The organism is Methyloparacoccus sp. NF-16, assembly GCF_056880625.1.
The window spans coordinates 35,931-54,474 of the sequence record NZ_CP174131.1; the positions used below are offsets into that span (position 1 = coordinate 35,931).

The 18,544-nt window shown below is 58.8% G+C and carries 22 protein-coding genes; 4 read left to right on the forward strand and 18 right to left on the reverse strand.

Annotation, left to right across the window (positions count from 1 at the left end; all coding sequences use genetic code 11):
* Window positions 1-461: 461 nt before the first annotated feature.
* Window positions 462-1,106 carry a thermonuclease family protein gene (locus tag ACH5N8_RS15870; protein ID WP_483283210.1) on the reverse strand — a complete coding sequence of 215 codons (645 nt, stop codon included), beginning with the start codon at window positions 1,104-1,106 and terminating at the stop codon, window positions 462-464.
* Between the two features lie 58 nt (window positions 1,107-1,164).
* Here ACH5N8_RS15870 and ACH5N8_RS15875 point away from each other — a divergent pair, with 58 nt between their 5' ends.
* Complete coding sequence (locus ACH5N8_RS15875) at window positions 1,165-1,500, forward strand: hypothetical protein (protein ID WP_483283211.1); 336 nt, start codon at window positions 1,165-1,167, stop codon at window positions 1,498-1,500.
* Here ACH5N8_RS15875 and ACH5N8_RS15880 read toward each other — a convergent pair.
* The 8 genes from ACH5N8_RS15880 to merT all read right to left on the reverse strand — a co-directional run bounded on the left by ACH5N8_RS15880 (window position 1,497) and on the right by merT (window position 9,157).
* Window positions 1,497-4,463, reverse strand: a complete 2,967-nt coding sequence (locus tag ACH5N8_RS15880; RefSeq protein WP_483283212.1) for a Tn3 family transposase — start codon at window positions 4,461-4,463, stop codon at window positions 1,497-1,499. The genes ACH5N8_RS15875 and ACH5N8_RS15880 overlap by 4 nt on opposite strands.
* 3 nt (window positions 4,464-4,466) lie before the next feature.
* The gene (locus tag ACH5N8_RS15885) at window positions 4,467-5,027 is read right to left on the reverse strand and encodes a recombinase family protein (protein ID WP_483283213.1); all 561 of its coding nucleotides are present in this window, start codon (window positions 5,025-5,027) and stop codon (window positions 4,467-4,469) included.
* Window positions 5,028-5,158: 131 nt separating this feature from the next.
* Window positions 5,159-6,148: a DUF3330 domain-containing protein gene (locus ACH5N8_RS15890; protein WP_001276635.1), complete on the reverse strand. Its 990-nt coding sequence runs from the start codon at window positions 6,146-6,148 to the stop codon at window positions 5,159-5,161.
* Window positions 6,145-6,381: a broad-spectrum mercury transporter MerE gene (gene merE, locus ACH5N8_RS15895; protein ID WP_003090697.1), complete on the reverse strand. Its 237-nt coding sequence runs from the start codon at window positions 6,379-6,381 to the stop codon at window positions 6,145-6,147. The genes ACH5N8_RS15890 and merE overlap by 4 nt, the downstream gene beginning before the upstream one ends.
* Window positions 6,378-6,743, reverse strand: a complete 366-nt coding sequence (gene merD / locus ACH5N8_RS15900; protein WP_003090698.1) for a mercury resistance co-regulator MerD — start codon at window positions 6,741-6,743, stop codon at window positions 6,378-6,380. Before merD ends, merE begins: the two co-directional genes overlap by 4 nt.
* Window positions 6,744-6,760: 17 nt before the next feature.
* Window positions 6,761-8,446 (reverse strand): mercury(II) reductase, encoded by a 1,686-nt coding sequence (merA, locus tag ACH5N8_RS15905; protein WP_003090700.1) that lies wholly within the window; start codon window positions 8,444-8,446, stop codon window positions 6,761-6,763.
* 71 nt (window positions 8,447-8,517) lie between these two features.
* Window positions 8,518-8,793 carry a mercury resistance system periplasmic binding protein MerP gene (merP, locus tag ACH5N8_RS15910; RefSeq protein WP_483283214.1) on the reverse strand — a complete coding sequence of 92 codons (276 nt, stop codon included), beginning with the start codon at window positions 8,791-8,793 and terminating at the stop codon, window positions 8,518-8,520.
* Window positions 8,794-8,806: 13 nt separating this feature from the next.
* Window positions 8,807-9,157, reverse strand: a complete 351-nt coding sequence (gene merT, locus ACH5N8_RS15915) for a mercuric ion transporter MerT (protein ID WP_060091927.1) — start codon at window positions 9,155-9,157, stop codon at window positions 8,807-8,809.
* Between the two features lie 71 nt (window positions 9,158-9,228).
* Between merT and ACH5N8_RS15920 the strand changes: the two genes are divergently transcribed.
* On the forward strand, window positions 9,229-9,663 hold the full coding sequence (locus ACH5N8_RS15920; protein ID WP_000414383.1) for a mercury resistance transcriptional regulator MerR: 435 nt from the start codon (window positions 9,229-9,231) through the stop codon (window positions 9,661-9,663).
* 10 nt (window positions 9,664-9,673) lie between these two features.
* On the opposite strand, the gene ACH5N8_RS15925 is transcribed toward ACH5N8_RS15920, so the two are convergent.
* Window positions 9,674-10,297, reverse strand: coding sequence for a recombinase family protein (locus tag ACH5N8_RS15925; RefSeq protein ID WP_483283215.1), 624 nt, complete (start codon window positions 10,295-10,297; stop codon window positions 9,674-9,676).
* A gap of 392 nt (window positions 10,298-10,689) precedes the next feature.
* On the opposite strand from ACH5N8_RS15925, the gene ACH5N8_RS15930 reads away from it, so the two are divergent.
* On the forward strand, window positions 10,690-11,736 hold the full coding sequence (locus ACH5N8_RS15930; protein WP_483283216.1) for a thermonuclease family protein: 1,047 nt from the start codon (window positions 10,690-10,692) through the stop codon (window positions 11,734-11,736).
* Window positions 11,737-11,857: 121 nt separating this feature from the next.
* On the opposite strand, the gene ACH5N8_RS15935 is transcribed toward ACH5N8_RS15930, so the two are convergent.
* The 8 genes from ACH5N8_RS15935 to ACH5N8_RS15970 form a co-directional block, all read right to left on the reverse strand.
* Window positions 11,858-12,115 (reverse strand): hypothetical protein, encoded by a 258-nt coding sequence (locus tag ACH5N8_RS15935; RefSeq protein ID WP_483283217.1) that lies wholly within the window; start codon window positions 12,113-12,115, stop codon window positions 11,858-11,860.
* Window positions 12,112-12,774 carry an AAA family ATPase gene (locus ACH5N8_RS15940; protein ID WP_483283218.1) on the reverse strand — a complete coding sequence of 221 codons (663 nt, stop codon included), beginning with the start codon at window positions 12,772-12,774 and terminating at the stop codon, window positions 12,112-12,114. Before ACH5N8_RS15940 ends, ACH5N8_RS15935 begins: the two co-directional genes overlap by 4 nt.
* Before the next feature lie 219 nt (window positions 12,775-12,993).
* A complete protein-coding gene (locus ACH5N8_RS15945) occupies window positions 12,994-13,212 on the reverse strand; it encodes a ribosome modulation factor (protein WP_483283219.1) in 219 nt (72 codons plus the stop codon).
* A complete protein-coding gene (locus tag ACH5N8_RS15950) occupies window positions 13,209-14,072 on the reverse strand; it encodes a replication protein RepA (protein WP_483283220.1) in 864 nt (287 codons plus the stop codon). Before ACH5N8_RS15950 ends, ACH5N8_RS15945 begins: the two co-directional genes overlap by 4 nt.
* Before the next feature lie 294 nt (window positions 14,073-14,366).
* Complete coding sequence (locus ACH5N8_RS15955; RefSeq protein WP_483283221.1) at window positions 14,367-14,975, reverse strand: hypothetical protein; 609 nt, start codon at window positions 14,973-14,975, stop codon at window positions 14,367-14,369.
* A 2-nt stretch (window positions 14,976-14,977) separates the two neighbouring features.
* The gene (locus ACH5N8_RS15960; protein ID WP_483283222.1) at window positions 14,978-15,157 is read right to left on the reverse strand and encodes a ribbon-helix-helix domain-containing protein; all 180 of its coding nucleotides are present in this window, start codon (window positions 15,155-15,157) and stop codon (window positions 14,978-14,980) included.
* A gap of 213 nt (window positions 15,158-15,370) precedes the next feature.
* The gene (locus tag ACH5N8_RS15965; protein WP_483283223.1) at window positions 15,371-16,612 is read right to left on the reverse strand and encodes a hypothetical protein; all 1,242 of its coding nucleotides are present in this window, start codon (window positions 16,610-16,612) and stop codon (window positions 15,371-15,373) included.
* Between the two features lie 101 nt (window positions 16,613-16,713).
* Window positions 16,714-17,223: a recombinase family protein gene (locus tag ACH5N8_RS15970; protein ID WP_483283224.1), complete on the reverse strand. Its 510-nt coding sequence runs from the start codon at window positions 17,221-17,223 to the stop codon at window positions 16,714-16,716.
* Window positions 17,224-17,486: 263 nt separating this feature from the next.
* Here ACH5N8_RS15970 and ACH5N8_RS15975 point away from each other — a divergent pair, with 263 nt between their 5' ends.
* Window positions 17,487-18,452: an IS481 family transposase gene (locus tag ACH5N8_RS15975; RefSeq protein WP_483283225.1), complete on the forward strand. Its 966-nt coding sequence runs from the start codon at window positions 17,487-17,489 to the stop codon at window positions 18,450-18,452.
* Window positions 18,453-18,544 lie beyond the last annotated feature (92 nt).

Here is an 18,544-nt window from a genome sequence, read left to right on the forward strand (position 1 = left end):
GACCGCTCCCTAGGCGAAATGCCAACCTCAGCCAGCCGCCCCCCGTGTTCTGGGGGTTGGCGCTCTTCTCCAGGGATCGAGACGCCGAGTGGCTGCAAGCAGAGAGACCCGCCCTCGTGGCGGGTTTCTCGTTTCTGACTGCTGGTAGTCATGGTGACTCCACCGTTTTTGTCATGAAAACAGGTTCAGTGGCATTTCAATCCATGGCCCGTGACTGCTGACTTCCTTCACCATGCGTTTCAGGGTGTAGCCATTGCTATCCAAGTAGACGTTACAGAGGTACCAGATCAAGCCAAGTACGCTGATCCAGATTACGTAAGGTTTCCAACCGCTATGGCTACTGCGTTGTGCTCGACCCCAGACTTTCGGATCGAGTCCGGGTTGCGTTTTTCGTCCTGTGGCAGGGCCACTCTCTTTCATGTAATCGCGGTCTTGAAGTCCCATGGCGTCCTCGCTGGGTATTACTGGCACAAACTCTCACACGGTCGGCCATCCCCATCGCCATCCAACTGCTTCACGCCGCAGACATTGAGGAAGTAGCCGGCCTCGGGGCAATCCCTCATCTCCTTGCAGAAGCGTTTCTCACCGCAACGACCGGCTAATTTGCGGGCCAGGGCAGGGGGTTTGGCAGTTGTGGTCGTGGCAGCCAGGTCCGGATGCCGGAACACCCATGGCGGGGTCGGGTTCGGCTGATTCCAGAGGCCTACCCGGCCCGATTTGGCGGCACGTTCCGCCGCGAAATAGATGGGTTCACTGGCGTATTTCTCATATACCCAGGCCATGCCGCGTTTGACCTGCTCCAGGTTCGCATCCGTGCCGTTGATCCAGACTTTTCCCACTTTCCGACCGTAATGGTCGGCGTCGAACACCTCGACGCGGACCTGCTTCCCATAGACCAGATCGGAGAGATATTGCTTGGATCGCTGGCCGAAGTCCTGCTTCTTCTCGGGAGCATCGATCTGGTGGAGCCTGATCTTGGTCAGGCCCTTGTTGCTATCGAGGACTGTCAGGGTGTCGCCATCGGCGACCCCCACAACCCGGCCAGTGAGGGTTTCGGCGTGGACATGGACCGACACAACCAGGCAGAGCAGGGCGATGAGCTTCATTATGAAACCAGGGCTGGGGTAAAGTCCCCATCATCGCCGAACGTGGGGGAACAGCGAAATGATCAAGGCTATTTGCGCGGGTTGGCTTGTGTCCATGGCCGTGTGGGCAGCGCCAGAACCAGAATCTTCAGCGACCCCGGACTACTGCGATGATCCGGCCGGCTGGCAATCCATGGAGGGTCTGTTGCAGTCGGCGCCGCGTGATGAACTCGTCATCAAGCTGTACGCCCTGCGGGTTGGTCTATGCCAAATGATCAAGGACAAGAAGATCGACACCCAGGCCGGCATCGACCTGTTCGAGTCAGAACGCCAGCGGGCCATCGACCGGCGGACGTTGGAAGAACAGCAGGCCCATAAGGGGCCGTCACAGAAAACGGAAAAAATCGTACGTTAAGCCTTCCCGTTGAGGCGTAGCGGCCGGAACTGCCCGTCATCGACCTTCCGGCTCTGCCGCCACACGTAATCGCCGGTCAGGTTGATGTGCTCCCAGCCCAGCGGCGACAGGTATTGCAGCAGCCCGTCATCGATCGCCTTGCCGGCGTCGCGCAGTGCCTGCGTCGAACGCTCCAGATAGACGGTGTTCCACAGCACAATGGCGGCCGTCACCAGGTTGAGACCGCTCGCCCGGTAACGCTGCTGCTCGAAGCTGCGGTCGCGGATTTCGCCCAGGCGGTTGAAGAACAGGGCGCGGGCCAGCGCATTGCGCGCCTCGCCCTTGTTGAGCCCGGCATGCACCCGCCGGCGCAGCTCGACGTTCTGAAGCCAGTCGAGGATGAACAGCGTGCGCTCGATGCGGCCCAGCTCGCGCAGGGCGACGGCCAGGCCGTTCTGGCGCGGGTAGCTGCCAAGCTTTCGGAGCATCAGCGAGGCCGTCACCGTGCCCTGCTTGATCGAGGCTGCGAGCCGCAGGATTGCGTCCCAATGGGCGCGCACGTGCTTGATGTTGAGCGCCCCGCCGATCATCGTGCGCAGCGCCGGATAGTCCTCGCCGTTCTTCACGATGTAGAGCTTGGTGTCTTTGAGGTCGCGGATGCGCGGCGCGAAGCGGAAACCGAGCAGGTGCATCAGCGCGAACACGTGATCGGTGAAGCCGGCGGTGTCAGTGTAGTGCTCCTCGATGCGCAGGTCGGATTCGTGGTAGAGCAGGCCGTCGAGCACGTAGGTCGAGTCGCGCACGCCGACGTTCACCACCTTGGTGTGGAACGGTGCGTACTGATCGGAGATGTGGGTGTAGAAGAGCCGCCCCGGCTCGGCTCCGTACCTCGGATTGACGTGGCCGGTGCTCTCGGCCTTGCCGCCGGCCTTGAAGCGCTGACCGTCCGACGACGAGGTGGTGCCGTCGCCCCAGTGCTCGGCGAAGGCATGGCGAAACTGGGCGTTGACCAGCTCGGCCAACGCGGCGGAATAGGTCTCGTCGCGCACATGCCAGGCTTGCAGCCACGACAGCTTGGCGTAGGTCGTGCCGGGGCAGGACTCGGCCATCTTGGTCAGGCCCAGGTTGATCGCGTCGGCCAGGATGGCGGACAGCAGCAGCGTCTTGTCCTTGGGCGGCTCGCCGTCCTTCAGGTGAACGAAGTGGCGGGTGAAGCCCGTCCAGTCATCCACGTCCATCAGCAGCTCGGTGATCTTGACGCGAGGCAGCAGCACGGCCGCCTGGTCGATCAGTGCCTGCGCCGCGACCGGCACCGCCGAGTCAAGGGGCGTGATTCTCAGCCCAGATTCCGTGATGATCGCATCGGGCAGCTCGTTGGCCAGCGCCAGACGATTGACCGTGGCGAGTTGCTCTCGCAGCAGCGTCAGCCGGTCGTGCAGGTACTGGTCGCAATCGGCGCTGACCGCGATCGGCAACTCGTTCGCCTGCTTGAGCGCGCCGAACTGGTCGGCGGGCAACAGGTACTCGTCGAAGTCCTTGAACTGGCGCGAGCCCTGCACCCAGATGTCGCCGGAGCGCAGCGCGTTCTTCAGCTCGGCCAGCGCGCAGATTTCGTAGAAACGGCGGTCGATGCCGGCGTCGGTCATGACCAGCGACTTCCAGCGCGGCCTGATGAAGCCGGTCGGCGCGTCCGCTGGCACCTTGCGAGCACTGTCCGCATATATGCCGCGCACCACCTCAATGGCGTCCAGCACCGCTTGGGCGGCCGGCGCGGCGCGCAGCTTGAGCACGTCGAGAAATTCCGGCGTGTAGCGCCGTAGCGTGCTGAACTGCTCGCCGACCAGGTGCAGATGGTCGAACGATTCCGGCTGGACGAGCAGGTCGGCCTCGCTGACGCTTCGCTCGAAGTCGTCCCAGGTGATGACCGCCTCGATGGCGGCAAAGGGATCGGCACCGGCCTGCTTGGCCTCCAGCAAGGCGCGGCCGATCCGGGAGTACAGCCGCACCTTCTCGTTGATCGCCTTGCCCTGGCTCTGAAACTGCTGCTGATGCTTGTTCTTCGCCGTGCTGAACAGCCTGACCAGGATGCGGTCGTGCAGGTCGATGATCTCGTCGGTGACGGTCGCCATGCCTTCCAGCACCACGGCGACCAAGGTCGCGTAGCGCCGCTCGCCCTCGAACTTGGCGAGGTCGGCCGGCGACATTTGGGCGCCCTCGCGGGCGATCTTCAGCAGGCGGTTCTGGTGGACGCTGCGGCCGATGCCGTCCGGCAGGCCCAGCGCCTGGAAGGTCTTGAGGCGCTCGATGTGCTCCAGCATGTGCCGCGAATTCGGCTTCAGCGGCGACTGCCGCAGCCACATCAGCCGGGTAAGGTTGCTGTCCGGCCTGAGCCGCAGCAGATCGTCAAGGCGGCGGCGATGAGGATCGCTCAGCGGCTCGATCAAGGCCCGGTAGATGCGCCGGTTGGCGCGGGTGATGGCCTCGGCGCAGGCCCGTTCGACGACAGTCAGCGCCGGCAGGATGACCCGCCGCTGGCGCAGCGTCGCCAGCGCGTGCTCCGCGAGCAGCACACCCTTGTCGGTCTGCATCGCAAGGTCAGTCAGCGTTTGCACCAGGAAGCGGAAGTCGGACAGGCCGAACGCCGACAGCCCGAGATAGGCGCGCAGCTCCTGGAAGTGTTCGCGCCGCGTCTCGTCGCGCTCGCCGTACCGCGTCCAGGCAGTCCCGTCGGCCCGCACCTGCCGGGCGATCCATTCGATGATCGGCCCCGGGGGCTGCATGTCGCTCGCCAACGCATAGCCCGGATAGCGCAGCAAGGCGAGCTGCACGGCGAAGCCGACCCGGTTGGCATCGCCTCGGCGCTGCCGGATCAGCGCCAGATCGGATTCGTCGAAGGTGTAGAGGCGGATCAGGTCGTCCTGGCTCTCGGGCAGCGCGAGCAGGCCGGCCCGCTCGGTGGCGGACAGGATCGAGCGGCGCGGCATGGGTCAGTCGTCCGTTTTGAGGTATTGGTAGAGGGTTTCGCGGCTGATCCCGAATTCACGGGCGAGCTGGGCCTTTTTCTCGCCGGTACCGGCGCGACGCCGCAGTTCGGTCGCCCGTTCCGGCGCGAGCGCCTTTTTGCGGCCCCGGTAGGCGCCGCGTTGCTTGGCGATCGCGATGCCTTCGCGCTGCCGCTCGCGGATCAGCGCCCGCTCGAACTCGGCAAACGCGCCCATTACCGACAGCATCAGGTTCGCCATCGGCGAGTCCTCGCCGGTGAAGGTCAGGCATTCCTTGACGAACTCGATGCGCACGCCACGCTGGGTGAGGCGCTGCACCAGACGGCGCAGGTCATCCAGGTTGCGCGCCAGGCGGTCCATGCTGTGCACCACCACTGTGTCGCCCTCGCGCACGAAGGCGAGCAGCGCATCGAGCTGCGGGCGTTGCGTGTCCTTGCCCGACGCCTTGTCGGTGAACACCTTGTCCACCTGGACGTGCTCGAGCTGCCGTTCCGGGTTCTGGTCGAAGCTACTGACGCGAACGTAGCCGATGCGATGCCCCTGCAAGATGCCTCTCCTGAGCCGAAAGTGTCAGGCAGAAATCTATGGCCCTTGGCGGCATCTGTCAAAAAATTGCGTACACTGCCTTATTCTGACACTTCCAGACGGGCTATCCTGACATCAGGTTAGGGTATGCCTCAGTCTGACAGTGATGAGTCGCAGGCGTTCGGATCGGCATCGGTTTCGCTCCCGGTCTTGGCGCGCGCCTGGAAGCGCTGATAGCACTCCAGCCCGCAGAAGTGCTCGACGTATTCCGCGCCTTCCGGGGTGAAGGCGGCATCGAGCGGGATTTCCTTGCAGCACACGCAGCAACTGGTGGCAGTCGGATCATTTGCATTCATGGTGGCACCCCTCCATTGACTGACGAAGACGGCGAATGCCGCCGCCGGCATCGGCTTGGCGAACAGGAAGCCTTGTCCTGTGTCGCAGTCCGCTTGTCGCAACAAATCAAGACTCGCCGATGTTTCCACGCCTTCGGCCACTACTTCCATGCCAAGCCCATGCGCAAGCTGAATCACGGTGCGCACGATGGTCTGGTCGCGGTGGTCGTTGGCGAGTCCGGCGACAAACGATTGGTCGATCTTGAGCGTGCTGATGGGGCAGCATTTCAGGTGTTGCAGGCAGGAATAGCCGGTGCCGAAGTCGTCGGCGGCGAAGCGCACACCGATCTGTCGCAAAGCTTCCAGGGCGGGGAAGATCGCCGGATCACCGAACGCAACCGATTCGGTCAGCTCAATTTCAAGATACGCGGCGGGCAACCCAGCATCGGCCAGCACGCCCTTTACCCACTTGTCGAAATCTGGCCCCACTTGGCTCGCCGAAACATTGACGGCCAGCCGGAACGGTTGCCATGCCAGCACCCGCCAGTCGCGCATTTGACGGCAGGCTGCGCCCAGCACCCATGCGCCGATTTCCGGCATCAGGCCGGACGATTCGATCACGGGCAGGAACTGGCCCGGCGGCAACAGTCCGAGCGTCGGATGACGCCAGCGCAACAGGGCTTCCGCGCCGACAATCTGCTCACTGCGCAAATCGACAATCGGCTGGTAGTGCAGCTCAAGCTGCCCGCGCTCGACCGCCTGCGCCAGTTGCGCCACTGTCCATTCAATTGGCTGGGAAGCGCTCATGATCGACCTCTGAAGGCCCGCAGCAGCCGCGTCACAGACAGGACAAACAAGCCGGTCAGCGTGAGGGCTGCAATACCCCAGTGCTCGCCGATGAACGCGCCGGCCGTCGTGCCGGCCAGCACAATGGCGAGAATCGGCAAATGACAGGGACAGGTGAGCACCGCCAGCGCACCCCACAGGTAGCCGGTGAACGGCTTGTGTGTCTCGGTCGGCAAGCGCTCGGGGCTGTTCATGGCAGACTCTCCGCTTGCTGGGCCGGCGCGGTCGGCATCGCGGCCAACTGCACTTCCAGATCGGCCAACGCTTCGCGTCGGCGTTCGACGAACTGACTCAGCACGGCAAGCTGTGCGGCTGTTTCATCGCAGTCCGCCGCATCCAGCGCCCGGCACAACCGCGCCAATGCGTCCAGGCCGATGCCCGCCTCAAAAGCGGCCCGCACAAAGCACAGCCGCTGCAAGGCGGCGTCATCGAACAAGCCGTAGCCGCCCGTGGTGCAGGCGACTGGCCGCAGCAATCCGCGCAGCAGGTAGTCGCGCACGATATGCACGCTCACCCCGGCCTCAAGGGCCAGTCGGGACACTGTGTAGGCGTTCATCGAACACCTCCTTTTCCTTATCCGGCGCAGCAGGACAGTTGCTTCACGTCCTTGCTGAAGGTCTGCGCCGCGAGCTTCAAGCCCTCGACCATCGTTAGGTAGGGGAACAACTGGTCGGCTAGTTCCTGCACCGTCATGCGGTTGCGAATGGCGAGAACAGCCGTCTGGATCAGTTCGCCCGCTTCCGGGGCCACCACCTGTACGCCAATCAGCCGTCCGCTGCCTTCCTCGATGACCAGCTTGATGAAGCCGCGGGTATCGAAGTTGGCGAGCGCACGCGGCACGTTGTCGAGCGTCAGCGTGCGGCTGTCGGTTTCGATGCCATCGTGGTGCGCTTCCGCCTCGCTGTAGCCCACGGTCGCCACTTGCGGGTCGGTGAACACCACGGCCGGCATCGCGGTCAGATTGATGGCGGCGTCGCCGCCGGTCATGTTAATGGCCGCACGAGTGCCGGCCGCTGCCGCCACATAGACGAACTGCGGCTGGTCGGTGCAGTCGCCGGCCGCGTAGATGTTCGGGCTACTGGTGCGCATGCCCTTGTCGATGACGATGGCCCCCTGCGCATTGACGGCTACCCCCGCCGCTTCCAATGCCAGGCTGCGCGTGTTCGGTGTCCGGCCGGTGGCGACCAGCAGCTTGTCGGCGCGCACTTCGCCCTGTCCAGTGGTCAGCACGAATTCGCCGTCCACATGGGCGACTTGGCTGGCTTGCGTATGTTCCAGTACCTTGATTCCTTCGGCACGGAAGGCGGCTGTGACGGCCTCGCCGATGGCAGGGTCTTCGCGGAAGAACAGCGTGCTGCGCGCAAGGATCGTGACCTGGCTACCCAGCCGGGCGAAGGCTTGCGCCAGTTCCAGCGCCACCACCGACGAGCCGATGACGGCCAGGCGTTCGGGAATGGTGTCGCTGACCAAGGCCTCGGTCGAAGTCCAGTAGGGTGACTCTTTCAGGCCCGGAATCGGCGGCATGGCCGGACTGGCACCCGTGGCGACCAGGCAGCGGTCGAACATCACGACGCGCTCACCACCCTCGTTCAAACTAACGATAAGGCTCTGGTCGTCCTTGAAACGCGCTTCACCGTGCAGAACGGTGATGGCTGAATTGCCGTCCAGGATGCCTTCGTACTTGGCATGACGGAGTTCTTCGACACGGGCCTGCTGCTGGGCCAGCAGCCGCTCGCGCAAGATCGTCGGCGGTGTGGGTGGCATGCCGCCGTCGAATGGGCTTTCCCGGCGCAGATGGGCGATGTGGGCGGCGCGGATCATGATCTTGGACGGCACACAACCGACGTTGACGCAGGTGCCGCCGATGGTGCCGCGCTCAATCAGCGTGACCTGCGCGCCTTGCTCGACGGCCTTCAGTGCTGCCGCCATCGCGGCTCCACCGCTGCCGATCACGGCGACTTGCAACGGGCGCTCGCCGCCGCTGCCCTTGTCGGCGGCACCCATCCAGCCGCGCACCTTGTCGAACAGCCCAGTGCGGTTGTCGGTCGGCGGGGCATCGGCGAGCATCGCTTTGTAGCCCAGGCCAGCCACGGCGGCGGTCAGTGCGTCCGGCGCTGTGCCTGGATCAAGGGCGAGCTGGGCCGCGCCCTTGGCATAGGACACTATGGCAGATTGGACGCCGGGTACTTTTTCCAGCGCTTCCTTGACGTGCGCCGCGCACGAGTCGCAGGTCATGCCGGTGATTTTTAGATGGGTCATGCGACAGATCCTTTTTCGTTTGTGGTAGCAGACAAGGGCGTCAGATGTGCTGCGCTGCCGTTTTCAGTGCCTCACTTCTTGACGCTGGACGGATAGCCTGCGTCTTCGGTGGCCTTGGTCAGCTTCTGCACGCTGGTCTTGGCATCATCGAAGGTGACAACCGCTTCGCGTGTCTCGAAGGTCACGTTAACTTTGCTGACGCCTTCGACCTTGGAAATCGCCTTCTTGACGGTGATCGGACAAGCGGAGCAGGTCATGCCCGGTACGGACAGCGTGACGGTCTGGGTGGCGGCGAACACGGGGGCAACGAAAGCGGCGAGAGCGAGGGAGGCAAACAGCTTTTTCATGATGAACTCCTGATTAGTAGAAAAATGGCATGACGTAGGGAAAACCAAGCGCGACCAAGACCAACACGGCGACGAACCAGAAAATGAGCTTGTAGGTGGTGCGCACTTGCGGAATCGCGCACACCTCGCCCGGCTTGCAGGCTGCGGTCGGTCGGACGATGCGCCGCCAGGCAAAGAACAGTGCAACCAGCGCCGCGCCGATGAAGATCGGGCGATAAGGTTCCAACACCGTCAAGTTGCCGATCCAAGCGCCGCTGAACCCCAGGGCGATCAGAACCAGCGGCCCCAGGCAGCAAGCCGAGGCGAGGATGGCGGCTAGCCCGCCAGTGAAGAGCGCCCCGCGCCCGTTTTGAGGTTCAGACATACGCTTGTCCTTTCAAATCTGGATTGGATAGCTTAAGCTTACTTCCGTACCAATGTACGGAGTCAAGCGATATGGAAAAAAATTTGGAGAATCTGACTATTGGCGTTTTCGCCAAGGCGGCCGGGGTCAACGTGGAAACAATCCGGTTCTATCAGCGCAAGGGCTTGTTGCCGGAGCCGGACAAGCCCTATGGCAGCATCCGCCGCTATGGCGAGGCGGATGTGACGCGGGTGCGCTTCGTGAAATCAGCCCAGCGGCTCGGATTCAGCCTCGACGAGATCGCAGAGCTGCTGAGGCTGGATGACGGCACCCACTGCGAGGAAGCCAGCAGCCTGGCCGAGCACAAGCTTCAGGACGTGCGCGAAAAAATGACCGACCTGGCGCGCATGGAAACCGTGCTATCCGAACTTGTGTTCGCCTGCCATGCGCGGCAAGGGAACGTTTCTTGCCCGCTGATTGCTTCGCTGCAAGGGGAGAAAGAGCCGCGTGGTGCCGACGCGGTGTAGCCGAGGGTAGTTACGCCTTAGCGTGCTTTATTTTCCGTTTTCTGAGACGACCCCAGATGGCTTGCAAGGTCTTGCCTGCCGCCCGCTCTGCCTGAATCTCGGCCACCACATCCGCCTCAGCCTTGACCTCGACCAGCCGCCCCTCGATGGCCTCGAAACCATAGGGTGTCTGGTTGGTGTACTTCTGGCCTGACCGCTTCTTGTGTTGCAGTGCGGTACTGGTCCGCTCGGCAATCAGGTTTCTCTCAAACTCGGCCAAAACCATCATCATCTGCATCATCATGCGACCCGCTGCCGTGGTCCCATCGAGTTGCTCGGACAGGGAGACCAGACTGGCTCTTTTCTTGGAGACCCGCTCGGCAATCTCCAGAGCATCCTTGGTTGACCGCGCCAGCCGGGACAGGGAGTAAGAGACCAGCACCATGTCTTTCTTGAGACCGGCCAGAGCCGCCTGCAAACCCTTGCGAGTCTCCATGCTCTTACCGCTGATGCCCGCGTCCACCTCGACCTTGACCAGCTCATAGCCGTTGGCTTGGCACCATTGCTCGATACGCGCCTGCTGCGCCTCCAGACTGACGCCCTCTTGAGCCTGACGCTCTGTTGAAACCCTGATGTACCCGATTGCAGCTCTCATGGATGTCTCCTCCTTTTGGTTTTGATAATATGCTATCACATAATTTTAATGCTGCATATGTATGCCAGTGTCGGAATGCATAGATTTTGCCGCGCAAGCCGAGCCAGATTGGGATTCAGTTAATCAAGCGGTTTGCACCGACCCGCATTGCAGGCTCGCCGGTAGGGCCCGCGTCTGACTACAACTTTGCTGTTTATCTAAGATGCTTAATTATCCATGCATGTACGTAGAAGTACGTACATGCATACGTAGAAGTACGTACATGCATACGTAGAAGTACGCATTTACACATGATTTTTTTGCAAATAGAATTTTTTTTAATGGATTGACTTCGGTGCGAAACTTGGCACAAATAAGGAAATTTTAATTTTTACAAAGATATAGGTGTTAATATGAAAACAACTAAATTGATCTTTGCTTTGTTATTTATTTCCTCAATAGCTGGGGCCAACGAAGCGGTAGTTCCGGAAGATAAACTGCAAGGCAAGGTAGTATCAGTCACTTCTGGAGACATGTTTGAATATAAATACAAGGGAGAGATACACAAGTTTCGGCTTAATGGGGTTAATACGCCAACAGTAGAAACTCAAGAAGGGATAAAGGCAAGAGATGATCTTTCAAGACTTATACTCAACAAGAAAGTAAAACTAGTAATTCAGGGTCGCGTTCAACAAAACACTGGCTCAGATAAGTCAATTATAGAGTTTGGTGATGTTAATATAAGCGGTTATAGTCTAGTTGGACGTATAAATACGTCCGGCAATACGGTCGAATATGGCGATGGTAATTCCGGCACAGATAATGAGTACACAGATAACGGAACAATTGACCCTAATACTGGGATTGATACAAGCCTTATTGCAAGCCCACAGGGTGTTAAACAAATTGGTTGGGGCTACCTTCCAAATTGTAGCCGTGTGATTTGGCGTCAAACATGTACAAGAGTTTTTGGCAGGAGAGTTTGTTGGTCATCTCCTACATTGCAAACTGCACCACAGAAATGGTTTGTTTACCAAAACCAAAATGTTGACTGGTCCTCAATTAATGCACAATGGGGTAATGATGTTCTTTCTGGATTAGGGGTTCTTGGAGCAGTATCATACTTGCAGAATCCCGGTGAGGTCTTGAAAAACGATGCAGTTTCTGCTGCTAACGAAACTGTTACCACATGCACATTAGCAGGCATTTCCGCTGCAGGTGTTGCTTCCTTCTTCACATCCCCTCTTGCAGCAGCTAGCACATTTGCTAGTGTGGCTTCATCCTGCGCCTATCCGACATTCACGACAAAGTTAACAACAAAGATTACAGGTCATTTCTATGGCCTTGATAACCTTAGTTTGGATAAACTTGTGGTTTCAGTGAAGGACGCGACAAAAACTTATGTAAACAACATTATTAAAAATACCACATTCTCAGCTACATCCCAGTGCATGTGGTGATGCTTTGATAGATTTTCATGCTGGGGTCGAAATACAATCAGCCCCAGCATGAAACTTACCTACTTTTCCCTGTGGTATGTCTGCTATGTGGCAATATCGTAATTGCGCTTACGGACATGTTTCACCCCTGATCCTTGGCCAGCTCCCGCTCCAGCAGTTTCTGGATGATGTCGGTTGCCGTGCAATCCTGATGGATGGCCGCCAGCTTCAGCCGTTTATGCAACTCAATCGGCAGGTTGATGGTCAGCCGCCTGTAGCCTGTTGGCGCATGAAACACCCTCGCCCCTGATTCACCCCCGGCTTGTTTCTTTTTGCCCGCCTCGGCGAATGCCAGAGCCGCCTCTGGCTTGGATAGTATCGGCTTTGCCAATCGCTTCATTTCTTTCTCTTGAGTAGTTTCATGGTCTCCCCCACCAGCCCGAGACATTCGGCTCTGGCGGTCCTGTCGGCGGTCTCTGCTACCGTCAATCCTTCGCCCAATGCGGTCATGTAGGCCACCCGCAAACCCAGCACGGTCTCCATGGATGCCAGACCCAGCTCCTTGGATGCCAGTTCACTCAGGTCTTGAGCCAGCCTTGTGTGCGCCCGGTAGCGAGTCCAGAGCATTCTGGCGACTATTGGCCTGATGGCCTTTGCCTCTTTCACCAGGTCGAGAATGTCAGCCGTTGCCCAGACCTCGGCGGTACTGGCCCCTATCGGGATGATGTTGCAATCGGCCAGCATCAGGATGGCTCGGGTCAGCTCGGCAAGCCGTGGTGGACCGTCCAACACTATCCAGTCCGCATCGGCATGCCGCTCGGTTTTGGCGACCAACTCCTGATGACTGCTGGCGGTATCAGCCTGCAATCCGGCCAACAGGTCCTGAGTCTTGCCGGACTGCTCTCGGACCGCATACCAACTTGCCGACGTGCCTTGCGGCATGTCGCAGTCAATCAAAACGGTCTTGCCCTTTTTAGCCAGCTCCCCGGCAAGGTTGGTCGAGACAGTGGATCGCCCCGCTCCTCCCTTGACCTGTATCACACCGATGATTTTTGCCATTTTGGGTTTTCTCTCTTGCTGCTGCCGCGAGTGGCTTGTTGGAAACCAGGATGGTTTTCAACAGCCGCGATGCGGTAACTACAGGTATTCATTACAGGGCATATAGGTAATAAGGTGTGCGCTACCAAATATGCGTGACTCCGCTACCAAATATGCGTAGATTGGCCTGTCCCCCGCTACCATTTATGCGTGGATAACTTCGCCCATCCACAGGGTTGCTCACACCTGCCCGCTACCATTTATGCGTGGTGCCATGGGTCTCATCTGCGGCAATCGGTCCGGGTTGGCCTTGCCCTCGATGTAGCCGCTGATCCATGAAATCGCCCGCGTGGTCCCATCCTCCGGGTAAGGATTGCGGCTCGGCTTTCCAGCAGCTCCCGCCGCATAGCCCTGCCGGTACGCCTGCTCGTCGTAAGAGACAGCCTGATGGTTGTTCACCGGCCCCTCCTGACGCTCGTGATGGATGGCTTCAGCGCCAAACCATGCTCTGTCGGCATAGCATCGGCCTCGGGATAGACCGCCAGCACCTGATGGAGCGATTTGATGAAGTGCGCCCTGAAATTCTTGATGTCGGCATAGTTGCTGCCGAACTGGTTGGATAGCCCCTCCCATGGGATCGTCGTCGGCTTGCTGAGGTAGCTCATGCGGTAGGTCAGCCAGCAGTAGATGTCCAGAGCCAGTGGAGACTGCTTGAGCGCCCTCAGCGCCCGCATGTCCACCGGGACAGGGTGAGAGACAACCTCATCGAAAAACGGCGCTGAGAGCGTCACAGTGGACCGCCAGAGGGATGCTTGCGCGGGAGACTTAGCGTCCCACCACAGCACGGACCTGTCGGCCAGCCTGTACCCCATCTCCTCCATGCGGTTGCTATCCCGGTAGATGGCGCTGATGGTTGAACAGAACAGCCGGGATGTTTGGGTCTTGAGCCGGGTAATCGACCCCCACCGGCCACCTGTTGGGACCAGCCCCAGCTCCCGCATGAATGCACTCATCGAATCACCCAGCTCCAGTTCCCGGCTCTTGGTCCTGACCGCCTCAGTAGTCAGCCATGCCAGAAGCAGACGCGGGATTGAGCCATACGGCAGACCCACCGATGAAGGTGCCAACAGGGTCAGCGAAAAATCGCCGTTGACCCGAGTAAATTCATTGCCCGCCACCTGCCGATGCGGCAGGGTTGCCTGCACCATGGCTCTGGCCATGAAACCGAGAGCATTGGCCTCTTGAGCCGCCTCGGCTTCAATAGCCAGAGATTCAGTGATGATGCGGTCGATGGACCGCGAGTTGATGCGTTTTGCCATGTTGCTCTGTTGGCGGATTTGGCCTGCTTTGATTGTCACATACTTATGCCCATATGTGATCGAGTGGATGAAACCATGCCCGTGCCTTGACTACCGGATGCACACGGCACGCACCGCTCGCATGGGTAAGTCACCGCCAGGACCCGCCGCATGCTCTACAGCATGGGACCCGAGACCCATGATGCCCGGTCCCTTGCCGCTCTCAGCTCTGCATTGAGCATCTTGCTCATGGCCCTGAGCATCTGCCTCTGGCCGCCCCTCCATGCGTTGCCGCTCACCTTGGCTTTGCCTGCCTCAGTCACCGGACCGGTAGACCGCTCCCATGGCCGCCATGTCCTGATGGCCTCGGACTGTTGCCGCCGCCGCTCCAATGTCCAGCCGTTGCTCATGGCCCGCCTCCAATAGTTTGCTTTGCCCGGTTTCAGAATCTCCCGCGTGAGCATCATTGCCTGATGGCATACCGGCATATGTGTTGTTGACCTGTTGATGGCCCGCCGCGATGTTGGCCTGCCGGATGTAGGGTTGCGGGTTTTTCAGGATGGCCAGCGACTCGGCGGTGGCTCTGGCCTGCGCTTGCGCCTTGAGTGCCAGCCGCAAATACAGCTCAAGATGCCGCACCTGCTCTGATAACCCGGCTCTCCCCATCAGGTTGCAAAACAGGGTGTCCAACATGATGGCCTGCGTTGCCAGCATGCGCTCCACATGGCTCATGTCGCCCTCGACCACCTCGGCGGCCACCTTCTTCAGCTCCTTGACCAAATCCGTCAGCTCGACCCGATCCTGAAACCCGGTAAATTCGCGCATCACCTGACCGGCCAACACCGGAGCGCGTGTTGCCAAGATGGCGCAATTCTCGGAGGCAGTCTTGCCGTTGGCTTTCGGCTTTGTCGATTTTCGCGCCATGCCTATGCTGCCTGACGACCCGACCAGCTCAGACAGCAGACCCTGAGCCAGCTCGCCGCGCCTTGGCCTTTCGGCTTGGCCGCCAGCATCTGCTCGACCAGCTCCCGCCAGTGGATACCATCAGCCGCCGCCAGCTTGTCGATGGCCGTCCAAAAGGGTTGCTCCAGCCTGATGGTTGTCACCTTGGGTTTTCTGATGTGCCTGAGCATTTCGTCATGCCTCCTCTTGTGAAAAATGCGGTTGCTGGCGCGACAGCGCCTGAGCATGTCTAGGGATTACCCTACCTGAGAGGTTATTGAAGAAAATTGAAGTATCATTGGAGTAGATTGAAACTCATTGAAGATTGTTGATGCCTACAAATCCGCTGAATGCCTTGTGAGCCGTGGCTTTGCCATCTAATGAAACACGGTTTCTATCGGCTCATCTGGCGCATTATCCAGCCAATCCTCATCGGTCCATGCCTGCTCTGTTGCCGGTTTCTCGAATCCCATCTCCTCAGACCACCCGGTTTGCTCGGCCACATCCTTGAGCCAATCCATGGCCTCCTGCTGGCTGCGATGGATTCGCGCCCATGCGCCCCTGACCCCGTGGTTTTTCGGATTGGAGACCCTGAATCTCAGCCGCCATATGCCGATGATGTGAGTCTCCATGCCTGCCGGGACCACCGCCGCGTACTTGTCGTAAAACCTGCCCATGGAGTCAGTCACCGGCTTATCCAACAGACCCGCCAGCTTGGCGGTCGGACCGGACAGACCGCCCTCCCCTTTCGGCTTGTAGCCATGCCGGGTCTTGGTATGCAGCTCAAAAATCACCTGAGCCTCGGGATGGTTTTGCTTCCGGTCCAGCACCGAGACCACCTGATAGATGAAACCTGCCGAATCCAGAGCCGCCATGGCGCGAAACCAGAGATTGATGAGGTCATTTTTCTCCTCTTCATCATCCGGCCAGTGGGTAATGCCCAGCGTTGGCCATGAGCACGATGTGTAAACGTGGCTATTCTGATGCTCCCCATGCCAGAGGTCATAGCCCCCTCTCATGTCTTTGAATATGCGCTCCATGCCGTAGGCGTCATAAAACATGGTTGCCGGGTTGATGCCGCCGAATCGCTCAAGGTCTTGCTCCCGGTAAGCCAGCAGCAGGATTCTGGCCGCCACATCACCGGACCGCTTGAGCCGCTGCATGGGTTTGGTGAATGAGCCGATCCCGTCCACCAGCTCGTTGGCCATCCAAACCCGGTCGTCAGTCTCGGTCATGAAGGTATCCAGTACCCAGCGCACCATAGACATTTCACTCGGACCATGCGGCAGGTCTTGGCCCCTGCTGGCCGCCCATGCTTCAGCCGGATAGACCAACATGGCCCCGGACTTGGCCTTGCCTGTACCCGGCATTCGCATCTTGCACAGCGCCTCCACCGCCCGCTTGGCCACATCCTGCCCGATGCCGATGCCCTTATAGACCGCCTGCCTGCCTGCCGTTGAGAATTGCCCGGACTCATCGGTGAATCTGGCCAGAATGAGATAGGCGCAAATCTGGGTTGCCGTGGCGTTGTTGGCCAGCAGCGCCTCGATGGCCTGCCGCGTGATCCAGAATGAGCCGCCGCTGCCCCGGCTGGGTCTCGGTTTTTGGGTTGATGCCATGATGGACTAGCGGGAGCATTTGAACAGAAACTTACGGTTTCGCCATCAGCTGCCTGTTTGTAACCGTAAGTTTGTGTACTGATCTCCAAGCAAAACTGGCGTTAAATCCGGCCTTCTTTAATGGCCTTGTAATAAGTGCGCCGACCGATACCCACCTCAAAAACGGCTTTGCTAACACTCGAGCCATTATCGACAAGCTTTTGCACTTGCTGTAGCTTGGCTTCGTTAACAGGCTTACGGCCTTTGTATTTACCATCCTCTTTAGCGATTTCGATGCCTTCCCTTTGGCGTTCCAGCATGATACCCCTTTCAAATTCAGCTATAGCCGCTAGCATGGTGAGCATCAATTGCCCGGTTGGGGATTTAGTATCCAAATTAATATTGAGGACTTCAAAGTCGGCGCCTTTCTTTTTTATCGCTTCGGCTATGTTCAACAAATCCTTGGTTGATCGTGCTAACCGATCAAGTTTTGTCACCGTAACGGTATCGCCTTTACGAATGTAAGCCAGTAACTTATTTAACTCGGGGCGATCAGCATTACTTCCCGATACTTTTTCTTTGAAAATCTCATGGCAACCCGCCTTGTTAAGTAATTCCAACTGGGCAGCCATATTTTGCTCCGTTGTGGATACTCGGCAATAGCCGATTTTTGTTGAATTCATATTGTCTTGGGTGTTTTGTGCATATAGAATATGTGCACATTATAAGTTGTGCATTTAGACAAATTCAACTACAAATGCACAAAAATGCGCCTTCTCTAAGTGTGTAGCTGTTGCGTCCCGCGAGATTATATTCCTTTAAGGAGTTATGCTTTGTTTGAGGCTCGAAGCATTCTTCGGGAGGTGTTTGGTTGTGACGTACAGGGGAAAACCGCATGAACATCCGTCTTCATCAGCAGGCTCGTACGACACCTGCGATTCGTCGGGAGATTCAATCTTCCTCTCTGAGTGAACGGGCGCTGGCCCGCCTTTACAACACCACCCGCTCGACCATCCGCAAGTGGAGGAAACGTGACGACGTGGCGGACGCATCGCACCGTCCTCACCAGCTGCAAACCACTTTGACACTGGCCCAGGAAAGCATTGTGGTGTATCTGAGAACCGCCTTGCAGTTGCCTCTGGATGATTTGTTGACAGTGACGCGAGAGTTCCTCAATCCAGCGGTGTCCCGCTCCGGCCTGGACCGGTGTTTACGTCGTCATGGTGTGTCCAACCTGAAGGCCCTGCAACCCCGGGCATCGCGACCTGTCGTAAAACCGTTCAAGGCCTACGAACCGGGCTTTGTGCACATCGATGTCAAATACCTGCCGGCCATTGAGGGTGACCCTCGACGCTATCTCTTCGTGGCTATTGATCGGGCGACGCGCTGGGTCTTCATTGCGGTGAAGAAAGACCGCACCGCACTGTCAGCCAAAGCCTTCTTGAAAGCCTTGATTCAGGCCGCACCCTTCCGTATTCAGAAATGCCTGACCGACAATGGCTCCGAATTCACCGATCGCTGTCTGCGCCGCGAACAGGGCCCCTCAGGGGAGCACACCTTTGATCGCGCCTGCGCCGAACAGGACATCGAGCATCGCCTGATACCGCCACGCCACCCCCAAACCAACGGCATGGTCGAGCGCTTCAATGGCAGGATTGCCGAGGTACTGCAAACCCACCATTTCGAATCCACAGAGGACCTCGAAGCCACATTGCATCGATACACGCACCTTTACAACCACCACATCCCGCAAAAAGCCTTGAACCATCGATCACCGGTGCAGAGCATGAAAGAATGGCAGTCTTCACACCCTCATCTCTTTCGAAAAAAGGTTTATCAGCTCACGGGACTCGACATGTAGCTAGACCAAGATTCAAATGCACAGCTTTTGGAACCCGAGAGCACCAAAAATAGGTGTCATTCAAAAACAACATCCGTTTTTCCAGGAATTCT

Excerpts from the sequence above, each read along its gene's own strand:
- ACH5N8_RS15870 (WP_483283210.1), bottom strand. The coding sequence starts at position 1,106 with ATGAAGCTCATCGCCCTGCTCTGCCTGGTTGTGTCGGTCCATGTCCAC.
- ACH5N8_RS15875 (WP_483283211.1), top strand. The coding sequence starts at position 1,165 with ATGATCAAGGCTATTTGCGCGGGTTGGCTTGTGTCCATGGCCGTGTGG.
- ACH5N8_RS15880 (WP_483283212.1), bottom strand. The coding sequence starts at position 4,463 with ATGCCGCGCCGCTCGATCCTGTCCGCCACCGAGCGGGCCGGCCTGCTC.
- ACH5N8_RS15890 (WP_001276635.1), bottom strand. The coding sequence starts at position 6,148 with ATGAGCGCTTCCCAGCCAATTGAATGGACAGTGGCGCAACTGGCGCAG.
- merE (WP_003090697.1), bottom strand. The coding sequence starts at position 6,381 with ATGAACAGCCCCGAGCGCTTGCCGACCGAGACACACAAGCCGTTCACC.
- merD (WP_003090698.1), bottom strand. The coding sequence starts at position 6,743 with ATGAACGCCTACACAGTGTCCCGACTGGCCCTTGAGGCCGGGGTGAGC.
- merA (WP_003090700.1), bottom strand. The coding sequence starts at position 8,446 with ATGACCCATCTAAAAATCACCGGCATGACCTGCGACTCGTGCGCGGCG.
- merP (WP_483283214.1), bottom strand. The coding sequence starts at position 8,793 with ATGAAAAAGCTGTTTGCCTCCCTCGCTCTCGCCGCTTTCGTTGCCCCC.
- merT (WP_060091927.1), bottom strand. The coding sequence starts at position 9,157 with ATGTCTGAACCTCAAAACGGGCGCGGGGCGCTCTTCACTGGCGGGCTA.
- ACH5N8_RS15920 (WP_000414383.1), top strand. The coding sequence starts at position 9,229 with ATGGAAAAAAATTTGGAGAATCTGACTATTGGCGTTTTCGCCAAGGCG.
- ACH5N8_RS15925 (WP_483283215.1), bottom strand. The coding sequence starts at position 10,297 with ATGAGAGCTGCAATCGGGTACATCAGGGTTTCAACAGAGCGTCAGGCT.
- ACH5N8_RS15930 (WP_483283216.1), top strand. The coding sequence starts at position 10,690 with ATGAAAACAACTAAATTGATCTTTGCTTTGTTATTTATTTCCTCAATA.
- ACH5N8_RS15935 (WP_483283217.1), bottom strand. The coding sequence starts at position 12,115 with ATGAAGCGATTGGCAAAGCCGATACTATCCAAGCCAGAGGCGGCTCTG.
- ACH5N8_RS15940 (WP_483283218.1), bottom strand. The coding sequence starts at position 12,774 with ATGGCAAAAATCATCGGTGTGATACAGGTCAAGGGAGGAGCGGGGCGA.
- ACH5N8_RS15950 (WP_483283220.1), bottom strand. The coding sequence starts at position 14,072 with ATGGCAAAACGCATCAACTCGCGGTCCATCGACCGCATCATCACTGAA.
- ACH5N8_RS15955 (WP_483283221.1), bottom strand. The coding sequence starts at position 14,975 with ATGGCGCGAAAATCGACAAAGCCGAAAGCCAACGGCAAGACTGCCTCC.
- ACH5N8_RS15965 (WP_483283223.1), bottom strand. The coding sequence starts at position 16,612 with ATGGCATCAACCCAAAAACCGAGACCCAGCCGGGGCAGCGGCGGCTCA.
- ACH5N8_RS15970 (WP_483283224.1), bottom strand. The coding sequence starts at position 17,223 with ATGGCTGCCCAGTTGGAATTACTTAACAAGGCGGGTTGCCATGAGATT.
- ACH5N8_RS15975 (WP_483283225.1), top strand. The coding sequence starts at position 17,487 with ATGAACATCCGTCTTCATCAGCAGGCTCGTACGACACCTGCGATTCGT.